At 39.7% G+C, this 24,975-nt stretch carries 25 protein-coding genes, 1 tRNA gene and 1 pseudogene; 13 read left to right on the top strand and 14 right to left on the bottom strand.

Going from position 1 to position 24,975, the window contains the following annotated elements:
* Positions 1–107: 107 nt before the first annotated feature.
* From V6C71_15865 to V6C71_15845, 5 genes are all read left to right on the top strand, one after another.
* On the top strand, positions 108–1,490 hold the full coding sequence (locus V6C71_15865; protein HEY9769944.1) for an HlyD family efflux transporter periplasmic adaptor subunit: 1,383 nt from the start codon (positions 108–110) through the stop codon (positions 1,488–1,490).
* Between the two features lie 29 nt (positions 1,491–1,519).
* Positions 1,520–2,842 carry an NAD(P)/FAD-dependent oxidoreductase gene (locus V6C71_15860; GenBank protein ID HEY9769943.1) on the top strand — a complete coding sequence of 441 codons (1,323 nt, stop codon included), beginning with the start codon at positions 1,520–1,522 and terminating at the stop codon, positions 2,840–2,842.
* 217 nt (positions 2,843–3,059) lie between these two features.
* Positions 3,060–3,344, top strand: coding sequence for a hypothetical protein (locus V6C71_15855; GenBank protein ID HEY9769942.1), 285 nt, complete (start codon positions 3,060–3,062; stop codon positions 3,342–3,344).
* A gap of 646 nt (positions 3,345–3,990) precedes the next feature.
* A complete protein-coding gene (locus tag V6C71_15850) occupies positions 3,991–4,746 on the top strand; it encodes a hypothetical protein (protein ID HEY9769941.1) in 756 nt (251 codons plus the stop codon).
* Positions 4,747–4,938: 192 nt separating this feature from the next.
* Positions 4,939–5,208 carry a hypothetical protein gene (locus V6C71_15845; GenBank protein HEY9769940.1) on the top strand — a complete coding sequence of 90 codons (270 nt, stop codon included), beginning with the start codon at positions 4,939–4,941 and terminating at the stop codon, positions 5,206–5,208.
* A 200-nt stretch (positions 5,209–5,408) separates the two neighbouring features.
* Here the strand turns inward: V6C71_15845 and V6C71_15840 are convergent, their stop codons facing one another.
* On the bottom strand, positions 5,409–5,609 hold the full coding sequence (locus V6C71_15840; protein ID HEY9769939.1) for a hypothetical protein: 201 nt from the start codon (positions 5,607–5,609) through the stop codon (positions 5,409–5,411).
* Between the two features lie 108 nt (positions 5,610–5,717).
* On the opposite strand from V6C71_15840, the gene V6C71_15835 reads away from it, so the two are divergent.
* Positions 5,718–6,041 carry a peptidylprolyl isomerase gene (locus V6C71_15835; GenBank protein ID HEY9769938.1) on the top strand — a complete coding sequence of 108 codons (324 nt, stop codon included), beginning with the start codon at positions 5,718–5,720 and terminating at the stop codon, positions 6,039–6,041.
* 32 nt (positions 6,042–6,073) lie between these two features.
* Here V6C71_15835 and V6C71_15830 read toward each other — a convergent pair whose 3' ends face one another.
* The 7 genes and pseudogenes from V6C71_15830 to murA form a co-directional block, all read right to left on the bottom strand.
* Positions 6,074–6,319 carry a hypothetical protein gene (locus V6C71_15830; protein HEY9769937.1) on the bottom strand — a complete coding sequence of 82 codons (246 nt, stop codon included), beginning with the start codon at positions 6,317–6,319 and terminating at the stop codon, positions 6,074–6,076.
* Positions 6,320–6,355: 36 nt separating this feature from the next.
* A pseudogene (locus tag V6C71_15825) lies at positions 6,356–6,646 on the bottom strand (ATP-binding cassette domain-containing protein).
* On the bottom strand, positions 6,630–7,862 hold the full coding sequence (locus V6C71_15820) for a cysteine peptidase family C39 domain-containing protein (GenBank protein ID HEY9769936.1): 1,233 nt from the start codon (positions 7,860–7,862) through the stop codon (positions 6,630–6,632). Before V6C71_15820 ends, V6C71_15825 begins: the two are co-directional and overlap by 17 nt.
* A 21-nt stretch (positions 7,863–7,883) precedes the next feature.
* Positions 7,884–8,015, bottom strand: coding sequence for a hypothetical protein (locus V6C71_15815; protein HEY9769935.1), 132 nt, complete (start codon positions 8,013–8,015; stop codon positions 7,884–7,886).
* A gap of 204 nt (positions 8,016–8,219) precedes the next feature.
* Entirely contained in the window at positions 8,220–8,627 is a 408-nt protein-coding gene (locus V6C71_15810) for a HetP family heterocyst commitment protein (protein ID HEY9769934.1), read from the bottom strand.
* A 127-nt stretch (positions 8,628–8,754) separates the two neighbouring features.
* On the bottom strand, positions 8,755–9,948 hold the full coding sequence (locus V6C71_15805; GenBank protein ID HEY9769933.1) for an HlyD family efflux transporter periplasmic adaptor subunit: 1,194 nt from the start codon (positions 9,946–9,948) through the stop codon (positions 8,755–8,757).
* 1,362 nt (positions 9,949–11,310) lie between these two features.
* The gene (gene murA / locus V6C71_15800) at positions 11,311–12,603 is read right to left on the bottom strand and encodes a UDP-N-acetylglucosamine 1-carboxyvinyltransferase (protein ID HEY9769932.1); all 1,293 of its coding nucleotides are present in this window, start codon (positions 12,601–12,603) and stop codon (positions 11,311–11,313) included.
* Positions 12,604–12,845: 242 nt separating this feature from the next.
* Here murA and V6C71_15795 point away from each other — a divergent pair.
* Both V6C71_15795 and V6C71_15790 read left to right on the top strand, forming a co-directional pair.
* A tRNA-Leu gene (locus tag V6C71_15795) sits at positions 12,846–12,930 on the top strand.
* 52 nt (positions 12,931–12,982) lie between these two features.
* Positions 12,983–13,789 (top strand): RNA methyltransferase, encoded by an 807-nt coding sequence (locus V6C71_15790; protein HEY9769931.1) that lies wholly within the window; start codon positions 12,983–12,985, stop codon positions 13,787–13,789.
* A gap of 11 nt (positions 13,790–13,800) precedes the next feature.
* On the opposite strand, the gene V6C71_15785 is transcribed toward V6C71_15790, so the two are convergent.
* Both V6C71_15785 and V6C71_15780 read right to left on the bottom strand, forming a co-directional pair.
* Positions 13,801–14,475 (bottom strand): SRPBCC family protein, encoded by a 675-nt coding sequence (locus tag V6C71_15785; protein HEY9769930.1) that lies wholly within the window; start codon positions 14,473–14,475, stop codon positions 13,801–13,803.
* Positions 14,476–14,575: 100 nt separating this feature from the next.
* Positions 14,576–15,178 carry a class II aldolase/adducin family protein gene (locus V6C71_15780; protein HEY9769929.1) on the bottom strand — a complete coding sequence of 201 codons (603 nt, stop codon included), beginning with the start codon at positions 15,176–15,178 and terminating at the stop codon, positions 14,576–14,578.
* Positions 15,179–15,331: 153 nt separating this feature from the next.
* On the opposite strand from V6C71_15780, the gene V6C71_15775 reads away from it, so the two are divergent.
* Positions 15,332–17,698, top strand: coding sequence for an ATP-dependent Clp protease ATP-binding subunit (locus tag V6C71_15775; GenBank protein ID HEY9769928.1), 2,367 nt, complete (start codon positions 15,332–15,334; stop codon positions 17,696–17,698).
* Positions 17,699–18,272: 574 nt separating this feature from the next.
* On the opposite strand, the gene V6C71_15770 is transcribed toward V6C71_15775, so the two are convergent.
* The 4 genes from V6C71_15770 to cax form a co-directional block, all read right to left on the bottom strand.
* Positions 18,273–18,449, bottom strand: coding sequence for a tetratricopeptide repeat protein (locus V6C71_15770; protein ID HEY9769927.1), 177 nt, complete (start codon positions 18,447–18,449; stop codon positions 18,273–18,275).
* Positions 18,450–18,463: 14 nt separating this feature from the next.
* On the bottom strand, positions 18,464–18,748 hold the full coding sequence (locus V6C71_15765) for a GUN4 domain-containing protein (GenBank protein HEY9769926.1): 285 nt from the start codon (positions 18,746–18,748) through the stop codon (positions 18,464–18,466).
* Between the two features lies 1 nt (position 18,749).
* Positions 18,750–19,016, bottom strand: coding sequence for a Txe/YoeB family addiction module toxin (locus V6C71_15760; GenBank protein HEY9769925.1), 267 nt, complete (start codon positions 19,014–19,016; stop codon positions 18,750–18,752).
* A gap of 203 nt (positions 19,017–19,219) precedes the next feature.
* Positions 19,220–20,311 (bottom strand): calcium/proton exchanger, encoded by a 1,092-nt coding sequence (gene cax, locus V6C71_15755; protein HEY9769924.1) that lies wholly within the window; start codon positions 20,309–20,311, stop codon positions 19,220–19,222.
* A gap of 144 nt (positions 20,312–20,455) precedes the next feature.
* Here cax and V6C71_15750 point away from each other — a divergent pair, with 144 nt between their 5' ends.
* The 4 genes from V6C71_15750 to V6C71_15735 all read left to right on the top strand — a co-directional run bounded on the left by V6C71_15750 (position 20,456) and on the right by V6C71_15735 (position 24,928).
* A complete protein-coding gene (locus V6C71_15750) occupies positions 20,456–21,196 on the top strand; it encodes a cytochrome c biogenesis protein CcdA (GenBank protein HEY9769923.1) in 741 nt (246 codons plus the stop codon).
* A 40-nt stretch (positions 21,197–21,236) separates the two neighbouring features.
* Positions 21,237–22,598 carry a cytochrome c biogenesis protein gene (locus V6C71_15745; GenBank protein HEY9769922.1) on the top strand — a complete coding sequence of 454 codons (1,362 nt, stop codon included), beginning with the start codon at positions 21,237–21,239 and terminating at the stop codon, positions 22,596–22,598.
* A 341-nt stretch (positions 22,599–22,939) separates the two neighbouring features.
* Entirely contained in the window at positions 22,940–24,040 is a 1,101-nt protein-coding gene (locus V6C71_15740) for a hypothetical protein (protein ID HEY9769921.1), read from the top strand.
* Between the two features lie 30 nt (positions 24,041–24,070).
* Complete coding sequence (locus V6C71_15735; protein ID HEY9769920.1) at positions 24,071–24,928, top strand: hypothetical protein; 858 nt, start codon at positions 24,071–24,073, stop codon at positions 24,926–24,928.
* Positions 24,929–24,975: the final 47 nt, after the last annotated feature.

Genomic DNA, 24,975 nt, shown 5'->3' with positions numbered 1-24,975 from the left:
TTTTGAGAGCAATTGATTATTTTAAAGAATTATCCACAGATGAACACAGATAAACACAGATAATTTGTTCTCTATTACCTATTACCCATTACCTATTTGTTTATGCCATGCTTACTAACAACTCCAATCCCAAATTCCTCCCCACAGTTCAAGAAGACGAATTTCTGCCCCCGATTAGTCGTTGGACTATGTTTGGCGGACTGTTTATCGTTGCCGTAGTTGCCTTGGCGATTCCTATTGCTTCAGTGACTAAATATAAAGAAACTGTCAAAGTACAAGCCCTGATTCGTCCTGAAGGTGAATTACGCCTAGTTCAGGCTGCTACAGAAGGACGAGTAATGAGTATTGCCGTTAAAAGCAATCAGGTTGTTAAACAAGGAGATGTCATGGCCACGATCGGTGACTCTCGTTTGCAAACCCAAAAAAGTCAATTACAAAACACAGTTCAACAGTCACAATTACAGCTTGTGCAAATTAATGCGCAAATTAATGCTCTTAATAGTCAAATAAGCGCCGAAACTGACCGTATTGATGGAAATGTCGCTAGTGCGATCGCAGAACTTCATCGCATCGAACGGGAATATCGAGATAAACAAATTACTACCAAAGCAGGAGTTCAAGAAACCGAATCAAACTTAAAAGCAACCAAAGCGGCTTTAAATGCAGCGCAAACCAAACTGAATCGTTATCGCAGTGCAGCCAAAGAAGGGGCAATTTCACGCGATCAATTGGAGGAAGTACAATTAGCCTTACAGCAGCAACAGGAGGCAACCGCAGCAGCCAAAGCTAAATTAGCAGGCGCACAAACTGCTTTAAATCCCAGTAATGCGGAAATTGCGATCGCCACGTCTCGAATTACCGAAGCTGAAGCTACAGGTAAAGCTAGTCTTGCTACTTTAAATAAAGAAAAAGAAGCTTTGATTCAACAACAAATTGAAATTAACCAGCAATTAGACAAAGATGCCCGCGAACTACAGCAAGTAAATACCGATCTTCAGCAAACTATAATCACTGCAACCACAGACGGCATTATCTCTAAGCTCAATCTCCGCAATCCTGGTCAAACTGTACGCCCTGGCGAAGAAATCGCTCAAATTGCTCCTGGTGATACTAAGCTAACCATCAAAGCTTCAGTTCCTGCTAAAGAAATAGGTAAACTTAAAAAAGGTCAAGTAGCTCAAATGCGTGTATCTGCTTGTCCTTATTCCGATTACGGCACTCTTAAAGGAACACTTACAGCTATTGCTCCCGATGCAGCTTTTCCTCAACGAGATAATACTAATACATCCTCTACCGCTAATGCTCCTAGTCAACAAACGGGTGCAGCTTTTTATGAAGTGGCAATTGAGCCAAATAATAGTTCTGTAGGCAAGGAAAATAACCAGTGTGCCATTCAATTGGGTATGGAAGGGCAAACCGACATTATTACTAAAGAAGAAACGGTAATGAAATTTTTGCTTAGAAAAGCCAGACTCACCACCAACTTGTAATTAAACTATTTTTCAGATGGAAATTGATTATGGTTGAGACAGTCGCAATTATCGGTGCAGGGCCCAGTGGAGTACTTTTAGCACACTATTTATTACGTCGTGGCGATCGCTATAAAGTCGATATTTACGAACGTCGTAGCGACCCCCAAACCATTGTCTTTTCAAGCTCAAGAACCTTTTTGATCTCGCTAAATCCAAGAGGAATCAATGCTTTGAGTAACATTGAAGGTTTGGTAGAAATAGTCACAGGAATGAGCGTCGAAAGCACTGGTTCAGTTTTTCATCAAACTAATGGTAAGACAAGATTTACTCCCAGGCGAAATCCCATTTTTATTCTTGACCGCACTCAATTAACGATCGCTTTATTACAAAAGTCAACTAAAACCTACGATCAAAGTCGTCTCAATCTCTATTTTAACCATCAATGTACTAAGCTCGATTTTGCCAGCAAAACAGCAACCTTTCAAAAGAATCAGACAGCAGAAATCACGATTAATTATGACTTATTAATCGGCGCAGATGGAGCGAAATCAATAGTTAGAGAAAAATTTCTTTCGACAGAATTATTTGAGTTGGAGCAAAAATACATTCCCACTGACTACAAATCCATTTTCTTGCCTAATTCCGTGGAAACTTCCACAAAAACTGCTACAGATGAATTGAAATCAGGCTATGTTCACGCTTGGAGGTTAGAAAACGGTACTGGTGTATTGATGGTGCATCAGTTAGATGGCTCGATGAGCGGTGTAATTACCTTTCCTCGCGATCGCAATTCTGTAGTTACCCTTGCCACGGCAGCAGAAGTTTTACAATTCTTTCGGCAACATTTTCCAGAAATCGGTCAAATTATATCGGAATCAGAAGCAATTGAGTTTCTGAATCGACCAGTCTCCAGTATTTTAACCATTATTTGTAGTCACTATCATTACGAGGACAGCGTTTTACTCATTGGAGATGCTGCTCATGCGATGTCTCCATCTCTTGGACAGGGTTGTAATTCAGCTATGGAAGATGCCGCGATCGTTGATGAACTATTGAATGAATATTCAGATAATCTAGCTATGGCGAGCGCAAAATTTACTGAGCGGCGAAAGTCCGATGCTCATGCTGTAGTAGAACTAAGCGACAATGTTTTCCCGTCATTTAACAAAAAACTGATAATCGAGTTTATTATCAGGCAGCAGTTAGCGCAAATATTGCATCGACTCTTTCCCAAATACTTTTCGCCTTCCTTGCTAGAGTTAATCTCTGGAACGACAATTCCTTATTCAACAATTTTGTCTACTCATCGGCGATGGATTTCAAGAGTAAAAAAAGCTAACCGAAAGTTCTTAGAGAGAGCTTTTAAGTAACTAACTTGAGTTAGACCACCGATAACCTCCCTTCCCGTGCAGCAAATACGATAGTGGGTTTGCTTACATAACATTCGCAGTAGAGCCGCATCGCCTCTTTCTCAGATACTTTTCGCCTTTTTTGCTAGAGTTAATCTCTGGAACGACAATTCCTTATTAGTAAAGCGTTTAAGCGATGGGCAGATACCGCCTCTAGTTTCTATCATCAGGAACATACTTGACGACCACTTTAAAAAATGTAGGTGGTAATTTCTTCTTACATTTGAGTCAGTTTTTTAATGGCATATTTTGTAGTCTTGTAAAAAGAAGAGATCGCAGGGTAGTGAAACAAAAAGCTAAAAATACTGGCAAAAAAAAGCAGCTAAATATTATTGCTAGTTTAATTGAAAGTGCCAATCAAAAATTAATTGGCTGGCAATCTCTTAGCTCATCAGGCATAGTTTCATTCTCATCACTATCATTAGCCAGCCAACTTTTAAATTTAAAGCAGAAACCTAATTGAGACTATGGCGAGACTGCTTTCAATAAAAAGTTGTAATGTAGCCAGCGATCGCATAATTGACAATTGTACTGAGGGCAATATTTAACATTCCTAAGTGACCCGATTACAGGATCATCCAAAGCACATTTTCTAAATTCTAAATAAACGGTATTGTCAACACAGCATTTTAGTAATTGGTTGTTTTTAATCAAAAAATATTATTTGCTTGATTAAAAGGACATGAAAACTTAACGTATTGTTTATTTATCTAGCTAATTACTCATCAGATCTTGATAAATAAAACCTCTAATAGCCTGCATAATTAATTGAGCAAAATGATTAAATATGTAGAAAGTTATTGTGAGTAAAATAAATAACATTTTTCCAAATATATCACTAGTAAATCGGGTAGCTATTGATGGTATATTAATTTCTTTATCCTAGGTTATTGGGATTGAAAGACCTAGCTGGAAATGTAGCAAAAACGACTTATTTTATCCTGAAAACATAGTCGATAATTCTGAGGTACAATCTCAAGCTAAATATGTTTCTGAAAGTATATTTTCTGCTGCTGCCAACAGCCAAACTAATGCTGTAGCTATCGGTTTAGAAAATATAAATAAAATTAGCACTGGTAGAGACAATGACAGCCTGATCGGTGTAGCTAATGCCTCAGCATTTCAGTGAGTCTCTGGCTACCTCTAAAATCGCGGTAATTTTGGGTAATAACTCTTCTGCCATTGTCAATAGTGAGTCTATTGCTATAGCCGATGCACTGGCTATTGGAATTGATAATTTAGGTGCGATCGCTACTGGTAATGGTAATGATACGATCATAGGTCTAGCTAGTACCTCGGCAGATAGTCAGGCTGAAGCTACTGCCTTTGCTAGCAATATTGCCGCTTTATCTACAGAGTGTGATTCTGAAGTTGTCAATCAAATTGAGACAGCTATTTCTAGAAGTACATCCGCAACTATAGCTAATAGTAAAACAAGTACATTCGGAATTTTTAACTCTGGTGAAATTTTTACAGGACAAGGCGACGATATAATTTTTGGGTTAGCTAATACTAGAAGTTCCAGTAATTCTCAGGCGATCGCTGAAGCAGAATCTATTGCTAACGATATAGCTATAGCAACAGCTAAAGCCGAATCCTTGGCTATTACAGAAAGTTATACTGTGGCAATTGTTAATACAGGCGCGATCGCTACTGGCAGAGGTAATGACATTATTATCGGGATCGCAGTTAATAATGTAGCTGCTACAGCAGATGCTAAAGCCGATGCAGTTGGTATTGCCGATAATTCAGATGCTCAAACCGATACTAATTCGATAGCCGATACCTCAACAGTGATCGCCATCGGCATTGATAATTCGGGAGTAATTAAAACATCCCAGGGAGACGATCAAGTTATTGGCTAGGGCGCAATCGGCATTAAAGGCGGTAACATCGAGACAGGAAAGGGTAATGATCGAGTCATTGGCTATGGTAGCAATATTGGCGTTGAAGACAGTCAAATTGAATTAGGTCAAGGTGATGACTATTTCCAAGCAGCGATAGTCGATTTTAATCGATCCACTCAAGAAGTTTATTTTCAAGAAGATCAGTCAGGCTTGATTAAAAATGCTGCTATTTTCGGCGATCGCGGTAATGATACCTTTGAGATCGGCGGTTTTGAAGCAACAGTTTCGATTAATGGCGGTAAAGATTATGATGTTCTCAAGCTATGGGGTAATATAAACGACTACCAAATTACCCTCGGCTCATCTGCTAACCAGACTCTCACCATTAAAGATGGGGATTCGATGTTGATAGTTGAAAACGTCGAAGCATTCTATTTTGGCAATAGCGATCGCATCTATAGTTTTAGTGACTTTGCTTAGGCAATTAAGCATTGATAACAAGTTAAGGTACTAAATCGGGTTTTAAGCTAATAGCTAATAGCTAATAGCCCTTCGGGTATCTCCTACGGAGACGCTTCGCGAACGACACTTTGACAGCATAGGTTTCCTTCGCGTCCCTCACACTCAGGCGACGCGCCCTTCTCAAAAACATTTAGAGATATTCAGCTAATTATTTTCTGCTAGTTAGCACGAGTATGAGAACTTGAAGTTGAGCTACTAGAGTTACTACTAAAACTGCCGTTTTGAGTCACGTTTACCGAAACACTCTGCTCGACCTTAGTTTGATTGTCGCCAGAAGTTATAACGGTGCTGGTTGCTTCTGCAACAGCTCTGCCATCGGGTGAGACAATTCTTTGCTGATAAACTCTATATTTAGTCATGGTTCAGTTTTGCTTAAAAATAATTAGGTTGGAAATATCAAACTCAAATTTTCGATTCAAGTAGTTTCTTGTCTAACTACCCTGTTTTTATCATAAAGAAAACTACGCTTGCGTCGCCAACAATTAGAACAGTTAGGAGTAGAAGCCAGAATCGGCAGTCGATATGTTTGTGGCTATGAAGGAAAAGTACATCGCTGGGATTATCCCCCAGACATAGCTGCTGCTATATTTAAAACTCCAGTTGCCATCGGCGAAATCATTAGACCAATTAAGACAGAGGTGGGGTATCATTTATTTAAGATTGAGGAGTATATTCCCGCTCAACTAACTGCCAAAATACGTCAAGAGATTATCGATCGCATTTTCAAACAGTGGCTAGATAGTGAATTGAACTACATGATACATAGCGATCGCGATCGCTCCTCATCATAATTAAAATATAATTAGAATCAATGGATATCTTGTTAGAGACTCAACTGCTGTTTGGCTAATTGATAGTAGAGTCCCTGTTGGGCGATTAATTCTGCGTGAGTTCCTTGCTCGACTATCAAACCTTTATCTAACACTACAATACAGTCGGCGTTACGCACCGTCGAAAGACGATGGGCAATAATCAAGGTAGTACGCTGTCGAGAAAGACGAGTAAGATTTTCCTGGAAACGCCGTTCCGACTCTGTATCTAGCGAACTAGTTGCTTCATCTAAAATCAAAATAGGCGGATCGCCTAAAAAGGCACGAGCGATTGCAATGCGCTGTCGCTGTCCACCAGAAAGACTATCACCCCGTTCGCCAACCTTGGTGTTATATCCTAAAGGTAGAGCCTGAATAAAGGCATGAGCCTCTGCTAACTTAGCGCTAGCAATAGCCTGTTCTAAGGTAAATTCAGCTCAATAAAGCGTAATATTTTCCAGGATAGTTCCCGAAAATAGAAAGCAGTCTTGTGGTACAACTCCCATTTGCGATCGCAAAGATTTCAGGGAAACGTGCTTTAGATTATGTCCATCGATCGCAACTTGACCACTAAGAGGATGATACAAACCTTGAATTAGCTTGACTAATAGAAGTAAACTCTGAGCTAGAAAGTTGAAACTTGCTTTTCCCTGGATCAGCAACCAAAATTTTATTGTCTTTTACGCGGTAAACAACTACATAATGATCCCCTTGCCAATGGGCAATCCAAGGCTGTTTTTGCTCGGCAATACGACTCAGACTGGCTCTTACAGGTCGAGCCTGATAACCTATGCTTTCTGCTGCTTTAGCTAAACTTTTCAGGGATGCTCCAGAACGCCCAATGCCGATTATCTCCCGCAAGAAGTTGATGCTCAAACGCTTGCCCCAGTATCGGCTAATCATCGCTATGCAGGCTGCACCACAGTCAGAGGAACTTTGCTGTTCAATAAAAGGATAGGTTTTCCATCGACCACGACGCTTAATCGGTCTAGGATAATCGACTTCTTGAACCTCATCATCTATGGCTTGAGGCTGTGAAGAATGGTCTGGTGAGGGACTAGCTACATGGGTAATACTTAAGCTCGGAGTTTTGAGATTCACTAGAGCGCTGACACTATTAGAATTTTTAATTTTGGCTAATGGTGTTTGGCTGAATTGAGCATCAGGGTTTTTTGACCAAGCAGTAACTAGCTCAGGAGCAAGTTCTGAGAAAATTTGCCAATTTTTTTGAGGCAATTGATAGACCAACAGATCGCTTTGAGCTATCCAATTATGATTAGTCGACTCTAAATATCCCCAAGAATCTCCTATTTTGATAGTTCGGTCTTTAATTTGACCATGCCGTAACCAGAAACGAGCAGTCTGCCCTTTTGATTTCAAATATTCTCCAGCATTAATCTTGGTTGCTACTAGGTGAGGCAGCAATTTTTTAATTCGATGGCTAGATAAAGAGCGTAGTTGCGTTAGAGTTTTTAAAAAGATTAATTTTTGCTGCTGCTGAGCCATATACTGCCATTTTCGGTCAAGCTCGGGCAGTTTTGCAAAATAAGGAGACAGTTTTGCCAAAAAAATTCTCGCAGCTTTAACTTTACTAGCAGCTACTACCCTGTAAGGAAGGAAAATTTGGCACCAGATAGATTCTCCGCCGAAGATAGCCCCTTCTGCCATTAGATTAGTGGAAACTTCTCTTTGTTTATCGACATCAAAGCTCAACAATCGCGATCGCCCTTCACAAATTAGCCAGAAATAGCCAGAGTCTGGTTTCGGTTTGTGGGAATGAGTCGAGGAACCTGACTGAACCATCAAGTTATCGCCCAATTGAAACTAAATTATTTCAAATTGTTGACTCAAATGTTTAATCAACTCTGCTTTGCCTGAGTCAAATTGACCCTGCTTTAACAGCCACGATAAGACTGTCAGCCGATCTGAACTATCCTCAGAAGACGGCGATTTCATTGCTGTAATATCCACTTGCTCTTACTCCGTAAAAAACCAGCAAAAGTTAGTTGTTGAACCTCTAGCTCAAAAGTCTGAGTAAAGGTAATTCTCTGTTTCTGTTTAAACTTTTTCAGAGGCAACAAAGCAATAGTCGATGTTGAATTAAAAAAGCTAAGAGCTAAGAAAAGTCATAGCTCAAATCACTAAAGCCCGATCTTTTATTTAGTTATTGCTAAATTTCTGCCAAATCAAATTGGGTATTGCGTAGAGTGAGAATACTCTTTCTCCACCTTTTACCTTCTGAGACTGGCGATCGATTTCTTCCAAACAACATAGATCTCGGAGCTTGGTCGCAGATTTCTGAGACGTTTGAGGCGATTGAGACTGGCTGCGATGAGCTACAGTATTATCCCTCACTAACTGAGGCTCTGACTCTCGATTAAGTTTCATCAGTCGGTTGTAGGTTCGATAAGGAATATAGTGCAACGGGTTGTATCCTGAAAAGCGCAGAATCAAAAGACACGCCCAAGAATATTTTCCCGATATAATTGCTTCAACTATTTGGTTGAACTGATCGTCGCTCATTACCTTGTCGAGCTGGGAATTAGCAGAATTAAAATTGCGATACATAATTTTTCTCTCGAATAAATCAATCTGGGTTTTATAAATCGATGCCGTCCTGTTTGAGTTTCTCGATCGGATCGAGCAAAACATCAATGATTCGCTGTTGCCGAATCACAATATCAGCAGTAGCTGTTTAACCTGGTTTGAACAAAATTTTCTTGATATCGTTAGTAACATAGTTGCGTTTGAGTTCTATTTTTAATCGGTATACTGCACCCAATTTTTCATCGGTTGTCGTATCTGCCGAGACAGAAATTACTTTGCCAGGAATTACCCCATAATGTTGATATGAGTAGGCATCAAACTTGACCTGTGCTGGCATACCTTTTTCAACAAAGCTAGCTTCGCGATCGGGCAAGACAGCCGAAAGCACTAACGGAGAGCTTTGAGGCGCGATTTCGGCAACAGTTTCTCCTGACTGAACCACTTTACCCGTATTGATCACGTTGAAAGATAAAACAGTCTCAGGCACGGGAGATCTTAAAGATCTTTTTTCCAGCAGGCTCTGGGCAGTTGCTAGCTGATTTTTGGTTTCGGCTATTTTGCTTTCAGTTTGATTGATTTCCAGCTTTAGCTGCTCTGCTTTCTGTTGCGACTCAAGCTCAATTCTCTGTCTCTCCGCTTTTTTATGCGTCAATTCTGCCTGAAGTCGCTCAACTTCTTTTTGCCCTGAAACCAAGTCTCCTTGACTTTGAGTAATACTTGCTTCCATCTCCCGTAGAGCTTGTTTGGATTGAAATATCTGTTCGCTGATATTACTAATTCCTTGCAGTTTGTTGTCAGTTAGTTGTTGTTGACTCTGTCGTTGAGCCTGTTGAGCCTGAAAGATAGCTTCTTGGGATATTGCCCCTGCTTTTGCCAGAGGTTTGAGTCTCTCCAGCCGCTGTTGATGCTCTTTTAGTTCTGAGGTGATTTGGTCGAGTTTTTCTTGCTCTAATGCCGATAGATTTTGGACGCGCTTTTGTCTGGTTGAATAAGCGGTTAATTCAGACTTTCGTTGAGCTAATAATTCGCTGGCCACTTTGGTTTCGGCGATCGCTGAAGCTATGGCTGATTTTTGACCTTGTACTTCAGCTTGGGCAATTAGTTGATGAGTTGTGGTCTCTATTTCAACTTTTTCTAACAAATTGCGTTTTTGATTTAGCTCTAGCTTATAAGAGGAAATGAGATTTTTGAGCCGCTCAACGTCTCTAGTCTGTTGCTCTGAATCTAACCTGGCGATTAATTGTTTTGAATCTGAATCTGGTACTGAATTTAAAGAGCTTTTCTTCTTATATTGACTAGGTAAATGCCGTTTAAAATTAGCTACCTTTGGCAGTATTTTCATAACTTTAAAGCCGATAAGTATTTTGGTATTTAAACAATAAAACCCTTCTTTTATCTTAAAAAGCCTATGTTACCAGGAAAACACAAATAAAATGTTTTTTATTTAAGCGGTTTATTTAAGCAGTTTTTGGAAAAAATAATTAAAAAGCAAATTTTTTGGTTGATAGTTATTTTTATTTTTCAATTATTACTCTATAAGATAGTTTTATGCAAAATAGTTAAGTTGTAAAATAGGTAATATTTTTTAACTTAACTATTTTGCTCTCTATAACTTAACATTATATTTTACTTTTTGCATAACCCTAATAAACTAAACATTTGTTTGATTTTGTGTGTTATACAACAAGTTACATAGCTTTTAAAGGTAATTTAAACTACATATCCGTGCAATTTTATTAAAGCTTTTAGTTTAAAATATAATTGAACTGTGAGATTTGTGTGAAGACAAACATAGTTTATTTGTATTAATATTATCTTTAATATAAGCAAAAAATTGACTAAAATTTGAGCGATTAGTTTACAAAGAGAATTTTTGCAAACTGCTTAACATTAGGGAAGGAAACTATGCCATTTTTATAGCATTAATCGGAGACAACCTAAATTTTTTGTATCAAAATTCACTGAAAAATATTTTTTTTGTTACTTTGGTTGACTGCAACTAATTACCCAGCTATGTATGAAATACGCTACTAATCCTACTGAGTGGCTTGTATCACCAGTTACGAAACTATTAGTTATAAGCTCGCCCAGTTCTCCGTAAAACAGCATTTTTAACTAATCAAGGAAGAATTAATTATTCGTGAATTTCTCAATTGCTTCTAATAAGTTTGAGAATGTAATTAAGTGCCTTATTTAAGTGATTTTAACAGATAACCAAGATGGAAGTACGATCATAATTTTTTTCCTTCAAGATCTTTTTGGTTCTGCTAATCTTATTTTTCCTTGACGTGACGAAATGAAAAAGCCGATGTTTTCCTCGATACAATTATTTCTCTTATAGATACTGCTCATAGTTAAATCCTCCCTCTCTAACCTCTAGCGCCATTCAACCTGAATTGATTGATTGGAGTAACTATATTTCGTATACGATCGCAATTCTTGATTTATGCATCTTTTTGAGCAAAATGTATAGCTTAATCTTGAAACCTATGCGCAGCAAAAGATTTAGAGATTCGAGAATATATTAGGCAATCTCTAAAACCTAAGTTATCTTTGTTCTTGGTTACGTTCTGAAACAGCAAGTGCGATCGCGCGACAATTGCCCTTGAGAGAAACCCCATGAGCAATTATCCGCCAAATAAGCAACGCCAAAATCTATAAGTGCGATCGTCTTGATTACTAATTACTATTCCAGAGGCTTTTTCTAGGTACTTTCAGGAAGAATACGCTCTAATCTTGCACCTAAAGCACGAAACTTGTTTTCCAAGTCTTCATAACCCCGATCTAAATGATGTAAGCCGTGGACGGTAGTTTTGCCTTCGGCAGCCAAACCAGCCAATACTAAAGCAGCAGAGGCTCTTAAATCTGTTGCCATGACTGGCGCGCCAGAGATAGAGGAGACACCTTGAACGATCGCATGATGACCTTTAACGCGGATATTAGTTCCCATACGCTGTAGTTCAGCTACATGACGCAGACGGTTTTCAAATACGGTTTCACTAATTACGCTGTTACCTTGGCTGATGCTCAACAGGGCGGTAAACTGAGCCTGCATATCTGTAGGAAAGCCAGGATAGGGAAGAGTTTCAATATCAGTCCCCTGTAGTTCCCCTGGAATAATTCGCAGACGCTTTGACTTGATATTGCCACCAAAAACTGTACCTTCTTCCTCCTCTGCTACTACCTGACAGCCAATATCATTTAGCTTGGCAATTACGGGAGCTAGATGTTCGGGAATAACGCAACTCAAAGTAATTTCGGATTGAGTAATTGCTCCTGCGACTAGAAACGTTCCTGCTTCAATGCGATCGGGAATAACGTTATAGTCTATAGAACTTAGTTTGCTGACCCCTTGAATTTTGATCGTGTTTGTTCCTGCTCCGCTAATTTCTGCTCCCATTTGGCGACAAAAGTTAGCTAAATCGACTATTTCTGGTTCTTGAGCTGCATTTTCAATCTTGGTTTCACCTTTTGCCAGAGTAGCTGCCATCAGAATAGTTTCTGTTGCGCCAACGCTAGGATAGTCTAAATAGATATTAGCTCCTTGTAAACGCTGTCTGCTACCTACCAAATTCGCATGAACTATACCGTCTTCGATCGAAACATTAGCCCCCATTGCCTGCAATCCCCGAACGTGAAGATCGACTGGTCTTGCGCCAATGGCACACCCTCCAGGCAGGGGAACACGAGCTGTCCCTAATCTGGTTAAAAGTGGTCCAATGACAAAGAAGCTAGCTCTTAATTGAGATACTACGTCATAAGGAGCTTCTTTGGGATTAATATTAGTAGCATCAATTTCTATAACATCGCCCTCTCGTTGAAGCTTAACACCCAAAGTTTGGAGAATTTGACCCATACGCTTGATGTCTACTAAGTCAGGCACGTTGCGTAAAGTACAGTTGCCAGGACAGAGTATTGACCCAGCCATGAGTACTAGGGCAGAATTTTTTGCTCCACTAATCTTGACATTTCCTTTGAGAGAAGTGCGTCCCCAAATTTCTAATACGGCTTGAGAGTCTTCGAGAGTAGCTTGAGTTTTGATTGGGTTAAAGATAGAGTTAATGGCTTTATCCTCTTGATAATAAATATATTAATTTCAGCGTTTGCGTAGTACAAAGATAGACTTCAAAAATTTAATTGAACAGTCTGGGTAAAAAAAATTCAATTTTAGATTTTTTTGGGGTTTGACATTAAACATAAAAGTCAATCATAATAAGTTTTGGTGTATTCAGGTTTTTTGCGGAACTGGCGGAATTGGTAGACGCGCTAGATTCAGATTCTAGTGTTTGCTTAAAACATTCGGGTTCAAGTCCCGAGTTCCGCACTATCAGGCAATCAAAGTATTACTTTGAACAATGCTATTCGTCAACAGCTAAGTGAAAGATATAATTTTAACTAGTATCCAAAATCCTTTAATTAAACAGGTTCGTAAGCTTCACCGCGCCAAGGAAAGACTTCAGCAAAACCTGTTGTTAATCGAAGGAACTAATTTGATCGCAACAGCTTGTCAAGCGGACTATAAATTAGATACGGTTTTTTACACAGAGCGATGGCAACAAAATCATCAGTCACTGTACCGAATAATTGCTGAAAAAAACTTTACCACTCAACCTGTAAGTTCGGATGTATTAAATGCGATCGCGACTACAGTTAATCCAGATGGAGTAGTCGCGATCGCGACTCGTGCCAAGACAAAACCAGCGATCGTTCTCAACCGCCTGGGAATTGCCTTAGAAAGGCTGCAAGATCCTGGAAATTTAGGCACAATCCTACGTAGTGCAGCAGCAACCGAGGTTGACGGTCTTTGGCTCAGTGCCGATAGCATCGATATTTATAGCCCAAAGGTGCTTCGCTCAAGTGCGGGACAATGGTTTCGAGTGCCTGTTGCTGAGTGCCAAAATTTACCTGAACTAGCTCGACAACATCAGCAGCAGGGAGTACAGATTATTGCTACTACCTCCAAAGCCAACAAAACTTACTGGGAAATAGATTTTACCCGCCCTAGCTTGATTTTATTCGGTAATGAGGGAGCAGGATTATCTCAAGAGTTGATCGATCTGGCAGATCAGCAGGCAACAATTCCTCTAGCAAATGAAGTAGAGTCTTTAAACGTTGGTGTTGCCACCGCTTTGTTACTATACGAAGCCAAAAGACAACTAACGCTAACCAATAAACAAAAATAGCTTCGCTCGGTTTATTGCTTGGCTCGTTTCTCAACCTCCTGCTTAATTGCCTTTAAAGTTTCTTGTAAACGATCTTCATAGATACTAAAAAAAATGCCGTCGCTAGGAGTTTTACCAGGTTCGACCATTACTTGATGGGTAATTAAAACTTGGTCGAAAGGCGCACTAGGATATGGTGATACAGGTTCTAACATCCATTTTCCATTCATGGCTTTTAAATCGCCGTCCACTGCTTCAAAGGCAATCTGTTCGGGATAAGATTCGATGGTGGCAACCTTCACTCTCGACTCAATACTGAAAACTAGAGTTTTGATTTTGTTAATTTGTTCAAATACTTTGCGATCGCCATTAGTTTCAATCAGCTCACTGCTAACAACTCCAGGCATAAATTTAGCAAAATTTTCATAGTCGGTCAAAACCTGCCATACATTGTCCATCGAAGTTTTAATCAGCAAACGAGAGGTATAGTCGCCAGCTTTGCCCAAAAAAACTAATTCTCCTTTTTTCAGGGAAACCCTCTGTTCCAAAGGAAGTCGATCTACAGGACCATCAAACAGTTTAGCTGTAACAGGGGAACTAAACATAATGCTAAGTAGCAGAGCGATCGCTGCCAACACAGGTAGCATGATGGAACGATTCTTTTTTTGATAAAGTCGAGGTCGAGCGATCAATTTGTCATCTTCCATAATATGTTTTGGGCTTTGCTTATTTTATCCATATGCCAGGATTAGTCAATCAATACCGACAATGCTCAAAACAATCATTAAATACATGAAACGTGAAAAATCAAATAGCTAAGAAGTGAGCGAGTAAGATTTCGCTAGCTTCAGTTAAATTTTTGCCAAAGCTTAAAATACCTTCTTCGTGTCCACTCATGACCATAATTTTTTGTCGTTGAGTTGCTGGTTGTTGACACAATCGAATAATTTCTTGTGCCATTTGTGGTGTACCGTAAGCGCAAACAGGATTAGTGGTAGGAAAGCGATTTAACAGTCTACGCCACATTTTTTGATGATGAACATGGACTACCGCATTTACTTCAGGTTCGGCGACATAAATAGCAGCATGGGTCAATGTTTCTGAAGAAGCTTTGATTAACCCTTGGCAGGTGACGTAGTTTTCTTGCCAGTTATAATCAGTAACTTTTGTATAGTGCTGCGCCGTTAAGTTGGCAATTCCCCCTGTTTGTGTTCCTGATATGATGAATTCTGAAGTATTGGCAAGACGAACACTGAGATTACCAAAGCCAATTCCATTGTCGTATTGACCGATTAAACCCAATTGATATAGCTTAGTTCGCCATTGATTTAATTCAACAATTTCCGCCTCAGCGATCGCTGAAGCTCGATTCCAATTACATTGATATTTAATGTAGCCTTCGTCAATCATAAGATGTAGCTCAAACTATAGATATTACCGATTTGACCAAAATTTAGCAAAGATTACGGCTTTTACGACTACAGCTTGGCAACTAAAAGCGATAAATTGAAGACAGAAGATAAAGAAATATTAATAAAGAAAAAAAGAGGAGTTTTCTAAACTATGTTTGAATACTTCAATGAAAAAGCCATAAAAAACGTTGTTCTCGCTCAAGAAGAAGCCAGAAACACAGGGCATAATCTTGTGGGTACGGAACACATTTTATTGGGAGTGATTGGAGAGGGAACATCTACAGCAGCAGAATTATTAGCCAACTTGGGTATCGACCTCGATAATACCAGAAATTTAGCAATTGAGGTTGTAGGTAAAGGTTCTGGGTTTATCCCTGCTAATATTCCTTTCACACCCAAAGCTAAAAGAATCCTAGAACAGGCTTTTAATGAAGCGCGTCAGTTGAAAAGTAATTTTATTAGTCCTGAACATATTCTGTTGGCGATCATCAAGCAGACAGACAATATGGCAGTAAAATTATTAACTAAACAGAATGTTAACCTAAGACAGCTGCGAACCGATCTAATCAAAAAATTAGGCGAAGCCGAGGTAGTTGCTGCTACTGCTAGTAAAGATAATCCTTTCGGTTTTGGTGGCGGTAGAGAAAAGACAACTAAGCTTAAAGAATTTAGTATTAATCTAACTGACTTAGCTAGACAAGGCAAACTAGACCCGGTAGTAGGTAGATATCCAGAAATTGAAAGAGCAGTCCAGATCCTAGGTAGACGCACCAAAAATAACCCAATCTTAGTAGGTGAGCCTGGAGTTGGTAAAACCGCGATCGCCGAAGGATTAGCTCAACGTATTGTTGAGGGTGATGTCTCTTCTCTCTTGGCTGATAAAGAAGTAATTAGCCTGGACATGGGTTCGCTGCTTGCAGGAACTAAGTTTAGAGGCGAGTTTGAAGAACGGCTCAAGTCTATTGTCGAAGAAGTTCGCGCTGCGGGTAATATTATCCTGGTGATTGACGAGATTCATACCATCGTTGGCGCAGGTGCAATGGGTGGCGCGATGGATGCTGCTAATATGCTCAAGCCTGCTTTAGGCAGAGGCGAAATTCAATGTCTTGGTAGCACCACTCTAGATGAGTATCGCCAGCATATCGAACGGGATGCAGCACTAGAACGCCGTTTCCAAAAAGTAATGGTGGGTGAACCTTCGATTGAAGATGCAATTGAAATTCTTCAGGGATTACGTAAAACTTACGAAGATTTCCACAAAGTTAAATATAGTGACGAAGCGATTAAAACTGCGGTAATTTTCTCCGAAAGATATATTACAGACCGTTTTTTACCCGATAAGGCAATTGACTTGATCGATGAAGCTGGTTCACGCACTCATCTCAACCACTGTCTACAGCAGGGTAAGTCACAAAATCAGGTAGATGTGCCTACCATTAATCCCGAAGCCTTGACTCCTGTAGTAGATGAAGAAGCGATCGCGCGTATTGTCGCTGCTTGGACTGGAGTACCCGTTACCAAAATGACGGAAACCGAATCAGAAACATTGATGTATCTTGAAGATAATCTTCATGAGCGCGTTATTGGTCAAGATGAAGCTGTTAGAGCCGTTTCTCGCGCCCTACGCCGTTCTCGTTCTGGATTAGGCGATCGCGATCGACCCATCGCTAGTTTGTTCTTTTCTGGTCCTACTGGAGTAGGTAAAACAGAACTTGCCAAAGCATTAGCGATTCAGATGTTTGGCTCACAAGATGCGATTATTCGCATAGATATGTCAGAGTACATGGAATCCCATACTGTATCTAAGCTTATTGGTTCTCCTCCAGGGTTTGTTGGTTATGACGAAGGTGGACAGCTAACCGAAGCTGTACGTCGTCAGCCCTACACCATCGTGTTGTTCGATGAGATCGAAAAAGCTCATCCCGATGTCTTTAACTTGATGTTGCAGATGCTTGATGATGGTCGTCTTACCGATGCTCAAGGACGCACAGTTAGCTTTAAAAACACCCTCATTATTATGACCTCTAATATTGGGTCTAAAGTGATTGAAAAAGGTGGTAGTGGCTTAGGTTTTGACTTCTCTGGCGATAAAGACGATGCGCAATACAACCGCATCAAAGATCTTGTCAATCAAGAATTGAAAAACTATTTCCGTCCTGAGTTTATCAACCGTCTTGATGAAATTATTGTCTTCCGTCAGCTAACCAAACCCGAAGTTAGACAAATTGCTGGTATTTTGCTCGAAGAGATATCTGCCAGACTAGAAGAACAGCGTGAGATTACTCTTGGGGTTACCAGTGCCTTTGAAGACAAGGTAATTGAAGAAGGTTTCGATCCTAGCTATGGTGCAAGACCTCTGCGTCGTGCGATTATGCGACTACTGGAAGACAGCCTAGCTGAAGCAATTCTTTCTGGTCACGTTAATGACGGCGATAATGCCCTAGTTGATATTGACGAAGCTGGTAAGACTACTGTTACTCCAGTCAAAGAACACGTTTTGGTAGAAACAACTCGTTAATTTGATTGAAATATCAGACAAATAGATTAATCATAAAGGTGGGCTAATTGCCCACCTTTTTCAATTCATATTCTCAAAAGTAAGAAGAGACTTGGTAGTAGCACATCTAGGCTAAAATGCTGGGCTGAATTAATAAGTAATGAGTAATGAGTTTCTTGCCTTATTACTTATTACTTAAACAAATCAATGTGGTCTATTCATTTGAAAACTGCTGTAAAAGCTGCTTTGGATGAAACATTATCAGATGGAAATACAGAAGCATTTTTATTGGCGTTAAAAAATGTAGTGGAAGCCAAAGATTAGACTCAAGTGATTGCCAATAAATCTAAGATATTAAGACAGCACCTTTATCGAATTCTAAGGGGAGATGGAAATCCAACATTAGATACATTAACCTCGATATTACAGGCAGTAGGTCTAACGATTGATTTCCAGCCTGTATCAGTAGAAGAATAGACACATATAAATAATTGGTGAGGTGGGCAATGCCCAATCTAGGAAAACTTTTCCTGTTCCCGCAGGACAATGTGACTTTTGATGTTATACCCTTGTGGTACTTTCGACTTGTTTCCTATTAAGGTAATTGCTGCAAAATATTAGCTACTTGTTCTGCACCAGCAGTATTACCCTGAGCAATAAATAATTCTTGGGCTTTGTGTAAGTTAGTTTTTGCTGCTTCTGTGTTGTCCATTTTCATATAAACCAAGCCTAAATTACCATAAGCTTGAGCATTATTAGGATTGAATGCGATCGCGCGTATTGTAGTCAGCCAGGGCTAATTCTAGTTTTTCTTGGTTGTGGAGTCATCGCTGTGTCAATCTTTTGAAAATTAAAATCTTGATATCTTTTCCAAGAACCAAAAATTCTCCAACTAAGGCGATCGCCAAATGCTTCGTAAGTAGATTCAACATAATCATTAAAGTTATTTTCTGTTGCTAAATAAGCTTTTTTGTGAGGAGTAAAACCAAACCGTCTACCACTATTTTTCGTCCACAGTCGATCTATTTTTTGTAGCGATTGACGAATTTTCTGGCTGTATCGATTTACCAATTTAATAATGATAGCGACATGAAATAACTGTTATGTACTTATCACTCACCTGATAAACAAGTCGATTGGTTTCATCAATTCTTCTCGACCAATAACCCGATGAGTTCTCTTTCAAAGGTTCTGGTTTACCTATCCCGTCAAATGGAGAAACTAAAGTATCCTGTACCAGTCGATTGATTCTTTTGAGAGTTTTCTTCTCTTGCTGCTGCCAGTACAAATAGTCTGACCAACCATTTTTATCCCAAGCAAGCTTACGCACGGTCGTCACAAGCTTCGGATTTTATATCTGAAGACGCGACCACATCTATAAGATCGTGTTCTTCAATTTCTCCTGCTTCGATTGCTACGACACAACTTTTAGTGTCTAGTATTTTTTAATCAACCATTAGATAAAGAGAATGGGGATAAGAATTACGACTCTATCCCCATAAAAGACAAATAGATTAACAAATATATATATCTGTAAATCAGCTAAATCATTCCTTCAACAACTGGATGGAAAAAGAAAGCCAGCGCTACTACAGCATAAGTCGCTAGCAATAAACTTCCCTCCAACCAGTTAGACTCTCCGTCAGAACTAATCGAATTCGCAATTAGCACCGCTACGCTTACTGCCACTAGTTCAAAAGGATTAAAGTTGAGATCCATCGGCTGACCCATAATCCATCCAGCAATTACTAGTACTGGGGCAACAAATAAAGCAATCTGCATACTTGAGCCTACCGCCACGGATACGGAAAGATCCATCTTGTCTTTCATCGCTACAGATACCGCCGTGGCGTGTTCTGCTGCATTACCAATAATTGGTAGTAATATTACTCCAGTAAACAAGGCACTTAAACCCAAGTTACTCGTGGCTGCTTCCAAAGAATCTACGAGTAGTTCTGATTCTACTGCTACTGCTAGGGTGACTAGCAACAAAATAGATATCCAAAAGGGCAAATTAACTTTGGGTTCACCTTCTCCACCCTCATCTAAAACGACATCGCCCACATCACAAAGATAGGCATGAGTCTTCATCGAGAACAGTAACGTTAAAAGATAAACTAAAATTAAAATTCCTGCTACGGCTACGGATAAGTTTTGCAGCGTTTGTTCTTCGATACCTGCGGATGTGTACTGTACTGCTGTAGGTAAAAGTAAGGCAATTACCGCCAGGTTCATTGAAGAAGCATTGAGACGGGCTACGGTGGACTGAAATTTCTGTTCCTTAAAGCGTAATCCTCCCAGCAACATGGAAAATCCCATGACCAACAGCAGGTTACTGATAATCGAACCTGTGATGGTAGCTTTAACCACGCCAACTAAGCCAGCTTTGAGGGCGATAAAAGCTAAGATTAATTCAGTAGCATTACCAAAGGTAGCGTTGAGCAAACCGCCGATATTGGGGCCTGTTACTACGGCGATTTCTTCGGTAGCTGTACCCATATAGCCAGCTAGCGGGATAATTCCCAAAGCTGCGGTAATAAATACGGTAGTCTCCCCCCATTCTAAAAAGTGTGCCGCAATGGAAACGGGAATAAACAGTAATAAAACTAAGAAAATTGTATTTTTATTGAACATATTGGCTTGTGATTCTTTGTGCTAGTTCTTTAACTTTGATAGCACGTCCGCTAATATTTAGTGTCTTTTCAGCTTTGAGATCTATAGAATTTAGGTATTTTGATAGAATTCAAGAGGGGTAGGCCTAAATCGATTAATTTTTTAATGCTGGAATTTTTACAAACACAGATATATTTATTAGAGCGATTTGCCGATCGCCTAGTCTCTTCTCAATTAACTCATCTCAGCGCGATCAGTATTGGCGTGATATTTTTGGCAGGGCTGGTTACTAGCTTGACTCCCTGTATGCTGTCGATGCTGCCGATTACCGTAGGGTACATCGGAGGTTATGAGTCTGAGGGCAGATTACAGGCAGCAGCCCAGTCTAGCTGGTTTGCCTTGGGCTTAGCGACTACCTTAGCTATTTTGGGTATTGTTGCCACGACGATTGGTAAAGTATACGGACAAATAGGTGTCGGTTTGCCAATCGTTGTCAGTCTAGTGGCGATCGCGATGGGATTAAATTTATTAGAAATTCTCCCGTTACGTTTTCCTTCTTTGGGCGCAACAGACTGGATTGCTGAAGATTTACCCCGTGGATTGCGTTCTTATTTACTCGGTCTGACTTTTGGCTTAATTGCTTCTCCTTGCAGTACTCCTGTACTGGCAACTCTGCTAACTTGGGTAGCTACCACTCAGGATTTAGTTTTAGGTGGCGGTTTATTAATTGCTTATGCGATCGGTTACGTTACCCCCTTGGTTATCGCAGGAACATTTACCGCTTCAATCAAAAAAATCTTAGAATTACGCCGTTGGTCTAGCTGGATCAATCCTGTCAGTGGGGCTTTGTTACTCGGCTTTGGCATCTTTTCCCTGTTGTCTCGGTTGCCTGTAATTAGATTCTAAAGACACTCATTGCTATTACCAACTCCCAACATCATACATAATGAATCTCTTAAAACCAAATTCAATCTTCCGTCGTTTTCTCGGCATTATCGCTAACTTAAAATTAGCTATTATTTTGCTATTGGCGATCGCTGTAGTTAGTATTGCAGGTACAGTAATTGAGCAAGCTGAAACCCTCTCTTTCTACCAAGAAAACTACCCTGAATCTCCTGCTTTATATGGTTTTTTGACTTGGAAAGTGATTTTAGTCTGGGGTCTAAACCATGTATATAGTACCTGGTGGTATCTTTCGTTACTAATTCTATTTGGTGCTAGCTTGACGGCCTGTACCTTTACCCGCCAGTTGCCTGCCCTTAAAGCTGCCCGTAAATGGAAATACTATCAAAAACCGCAGCAGTTTGAGAAATTAGCTCTCAGTGCCAAATTAGAACAGGGTTCAATTAAATCTTTGATTCCTTTATTAAATAAGCAAAACTATCAAATTTGGCAACAGGACAATACTCTATATGCCCGCAAAGGTCTTATTGGGCGGATTGGACCGATTGTCGTACATATTGGGATGCTAATGGTCTTAGCAGGGGGAATGTGGGGCATCTTTACTGGCTTTTTTGCCCAGGAAATGATCGCCAGCGGGGACACTTTTAAAATTCAGAATATTATTGAATCAGGCCCTTTTTCGGCTTCTCAGATTCCTGATAACTGGTCAGTTAAGGTTAATCGCTTCTGGATTGACTATACCGATAACGGAGATATCGATCAGTTTTATTCCGATCTTTCCGTAATAAGCGATCGCGGTAAGGAATTAAAGCGGTCAACTATCCATGTCAATAAGCCCTTGCGTTACGATGGCGTTACCTTGTATCAGACTAACTGGAGTATTGCTGCTGCTAGAGTTCAGTTGAACAATAGTCCTATTTTTCAGCTACCAGTAGCTAAGTTAGATACTCTTGGTGCAGGAAACATCTGGGGAACTTGGATTCCTACCAAACCTGATATGAGTTCTGGTGTTTCGATGTTAATTAAGGACTTACAGGGAACAGCCTTAATTTATAACCAACAGGGAGAATTAACCAGCGCGATCCGTATTGGTCAAAGTGTAGATATTGACGGAATTAAAATTAAGCTAATCGATATTATTGGCAGCACTGGTCTACAGATTAAAGCCGATCCTGGTGTACCTATTGTCTATACAGGGTTTGCACTGCTAATGCTGGGAGTAGTGATGAGTTACTTTTCTCATTCTCAAATTTGGGCATTGGAACAGAATAATAACTTTTATTTTGGGGCTAAAACTAATCGGGCGCAGGTTAGCTTTGAAAGAGAAATATTAGGCATAATTGACGCTTTAGATCCAGAAACTGAATCGATCGAACAATCCGAACCATCAAAATCATTAGTTTAAACTGTTCAAAAAGCTACATAAACATAATTAGACAAGCAGCTAATTGCTCATAACTTACTGCGCTTTTGGGTTGAGTAGAACACACCAATTTAATCTGCAAAGCTAAAAGTGAGACAGTCCGTCCTAAAGGACGACGCGAAGCTAGTGTGACGCGAAGCTAGTCCTTTAGGGCATATTGCAGGGGTTTCCCCCATTGAGAAGAGCGCGTTGTACGATGTCCTAAACTATAGTTCGCTTGCTATATTACCTAATTTGAGCCGATTAATGTCAGAATCGAAGCCTCTCAAAAACTTAGCCATCCTGGCTTTAATATTATAGGCAACCCAACACTGTTTAAAACTATGCAACAAATACTGAGTATTTTTAGCTTAATTCCTGGCTATTTGGTCGCTTTAGCAATTCTTCTGGTAATTTTGCCGACAATCTTCGCTATCTTATTACGTTATTGTTTATATCGACATTTAAAATATTTGACCGAAAAAACGAGAAGATTATTGAGCGGAGTCATGCTAGAATCTACGCCAAGAATGATCGCCAAACTAGAACAAAGGTTTGTCGATCGCAATCTAAATCGGGATCAACTCAATACTACTTCAGTAATTGAGGGAGTGTATAACCAGGAAAAGTTCTATTTCTTAGGACTTGGCTTAGGATGCGATTTTATCGATCATCTCTGCCGCATTTTACCTAATTTACTGCTTTCTTTTGGTTTATTGGGAACATTTTTAGGTATTACTTTTAATCTAGCAAGTTTAAGTCAAACAATTACCCAAATTGACATTAATGATGTTAGAAACTTGGTTGAAGAATTGAACCGTCCATTACAAGGAATGGGTGTTGCTTTTACAACTAGCTTAATTGCGATCGCCTGTAGTTCTTTACTAACAGTCTTAAATATGTTGTGGAATACTAATATAGTTAAAGCAAGTTTACTTAGCTCTATTGAAGACTATATCGACAACATTTATTTACCCAAAATACAGCCGATTAGTTCCTTAGAAGAAGCTATTAGACAGTTTGGTTGCGACTTTGATAGCATGGTACATAAATTGGGCAACACCATTGAAGCATCTATGACCAAAGCTTTTGTGAGAATCCAAAATAGTGCCGAAACTTTTGAACAGGCTGCTCACGTTTTAGATAATAGTCGTTTTCCCGAAAAGCTAACCTCTGCAACCAATGATTTAGCGATCGCACAAAATCAATTTTCTCAATCTTCTCTAGTTTTACAAAAGTCTACTCAGTCTTTTGAACACAATTTAGACTCCATGCAAAAACTTACGAGAAAATTCCTCGAATTAAATCAAAAAGTAAATAATATTAACCAGCAATATACTAGCTTAGTCAATCTCAATCAAGAGAAAAATCTCATCGAGCGATCGGGATTGAAAGAAATTCAGCAAGAGTTATCAAAACTAGTCAATCAAATCCCCAAAGCCTAAAATTAATCATCTTGAAAATCGTTAATTGACATGACAAAAAAACGCAAGTTACGCAGTTATGAAGCTACAGAAAGCTTAAATGTCTGGCCGTCTTTTACCGACTTGATGGCTAATGCTTTTATGATTATCAGCTTGTTTCTTTTATTAGCTTTATTTAAATCACTATTTCTCAAATATGCTGCTGAGGAAACCGAGCAAAACTTGAGCGATACCTCAAGACAGGTGCGTTTATTGCAACGAGAAATAGCTACCTTAGAAAATGAGTTAGGAGAGAGTACTTCTAATGTACGCCAACTAAAAAAAACTTCTTCAGATTTAGAAAGACTATTGCTTAGTAGCAACGAACAAAGTCGTGGTCGTATAAACATTCTCCAGTCAGAAATAAAACGCTTAAAATCTGCACCTCCTGTAGTAGTAATTCAAGATTCAGGTGGATATCAGTTCGATTCTGGTAGCGCAAATCTACCAACAGAGCTGAAAAGTTACATTACGATGGATTTGGTAGATCGCATCGAACGTGTTAGTCAACAGCGCAACCTGTATGTAGTTGAAATTATTGGACATACTGATGGTCAGATAAACTTTGGTAACGGAAATTTAGACCAGCAGCTAGAAGAAGTGGCGCAGGGAAAGCAGCCTGTAGACAACCTTAAGGCTGGTTCAAATGCTGACTTGGGATTGATGCGTGCGCTGGAGGTGGTCAAGGAATTACAGACAGTGCAACAGCAAACAGGTCGACTAGAAGGTGTACAATTCCGTCCCTATTCCGCTGCACAGCTACAGCTTCCGTCTGGAGAATTTGCCACATCCAGTCGCAATCCTGATGCTAACCGTAGAAGAATTGAAATCCGCTTTTCTCCGTTGGGGAAAGCAGAAACCATTAGATAATCGGGAAAGCTGTCTGTCACAAAAGCAAATTAAAGATGATTAACTAC

This window comes from Coleofasciculaceae cyanobacterium (assembly GCA_036703275.1).
In the GTDB taxonomy this organism is placed as follows: Bacteria; Cyanobacteriota; Cyanobacteriia; order Cyanobacteriales; family Xenococcaceae; genus Waterburya.
Note: the sequence above shows the minus strand (reverse complement) of the source record. Positions and strands in the feature narration are given on the sequence as shown.

Coding starts and splice junctions, on each gene's coding strand:
- V6C71_15810 (HEY9769934.1), bottom strand. CDS start 8,627: ATGTATCGCAATTTTAATTCTGCTAATTCCCAGCTCGACAAGGTAATG.
- V6C71_15785 (HEY9769930.1), bottom strand. CDS start 14,475: ATGGAAGATGACAAATTGATCGCTCGACCTCGACTTTATCAAAAAAAG.
- V6C71_15820 (HEY9769936.1), bottom strand. CDS start 7,862: ATGGTTCAGTCAGGTTCCTCGACTCATTCCCACAAACCGAAACCAGAC.
- V6C71_15865 (HEY9769944.1), top strand. CDS start 108: ATGCTTACTAACAACTCCAATCCCAAATTCCTCCCCACAGTTCAAGAA.
- V6C71_15815 (HEY9769935.1), bottom strand. CDS start 8,015: ATGAAATCGCCGTCTTCTGAGGATAGTTCAGATCGGCTGACAGTCTTA.
- V6C71_15840 (HEY9769939.1), bottom strand. CDS start 5,609: ATGACTAAATATAGAGTTTATCAGCAAAGAATTGTCTCACCCGATGGC.
- V6C71_15775 (HEY9769928.1), top strand. CDS start 15,332: ATGTTTGAATACTTCAATGAAAAAGCCATAAAAAACGTTGTTCTCGCT.
- V6C71_15745 (HEY9769922.1), top strand. CDS start 21,237: ATGAATCTCTTAAAACCAAATTCAATCTTCCGTCGTTTTCTCGGCATT.
- V6C71_15735 (HEY9769920.1), top strand. CDS start 24,071: ATGACAAAAAAACGCAAGTTACGCAGTTATGAAGCTACAGAAAGCTTA.
- cax (HEY9769924.1), bottom strand. CDS start 20,311: ATGTTCAATAAAAATACAATTTTCTTAGTTTTATTACTGTTTATTCCC.
- V6C71_15740 (HEY9769921.1), top strand. CDS start 22,940: ATGCAACAAATACTGAGTATTTTTAGCTTAATTCCTGGCTATTTGGTC.
- V6C71_15805 (HEY9769933.1), bottom strand. CDS start 9,948: ATGAAAATACTGCCAAAGGTAGCTAATTTTAAACGGCATTTACCTAGT.
- V6C71_15860 (HEY9769943.1), top strand. CDS start 1,520: ATGGTTGAGACAGTCGCAATTATCGGTGCAGGGCCCAGTGGAGTACTT.
- V6C71_15780 (HEY9769929.1), bottom strand. CDS start 15,178: ATGATTGACGAAGGCTACATTAAATATCAATGTAATTGGAATCGAGCT.
- V6C71_15750 (HEY9769923.1), top strand. CDS start 20,456: ATGCTGGAATTTTTACAAACACAGATATATTTATTAGAGCGATTTGCC.
- V6C71_15850 (HEY9769941.1), top strand. CDS start 3,991: ATGCCTCAGCATTTCAGTGAGTCTCTGGCTACCTCTAAAATCGCGGTA.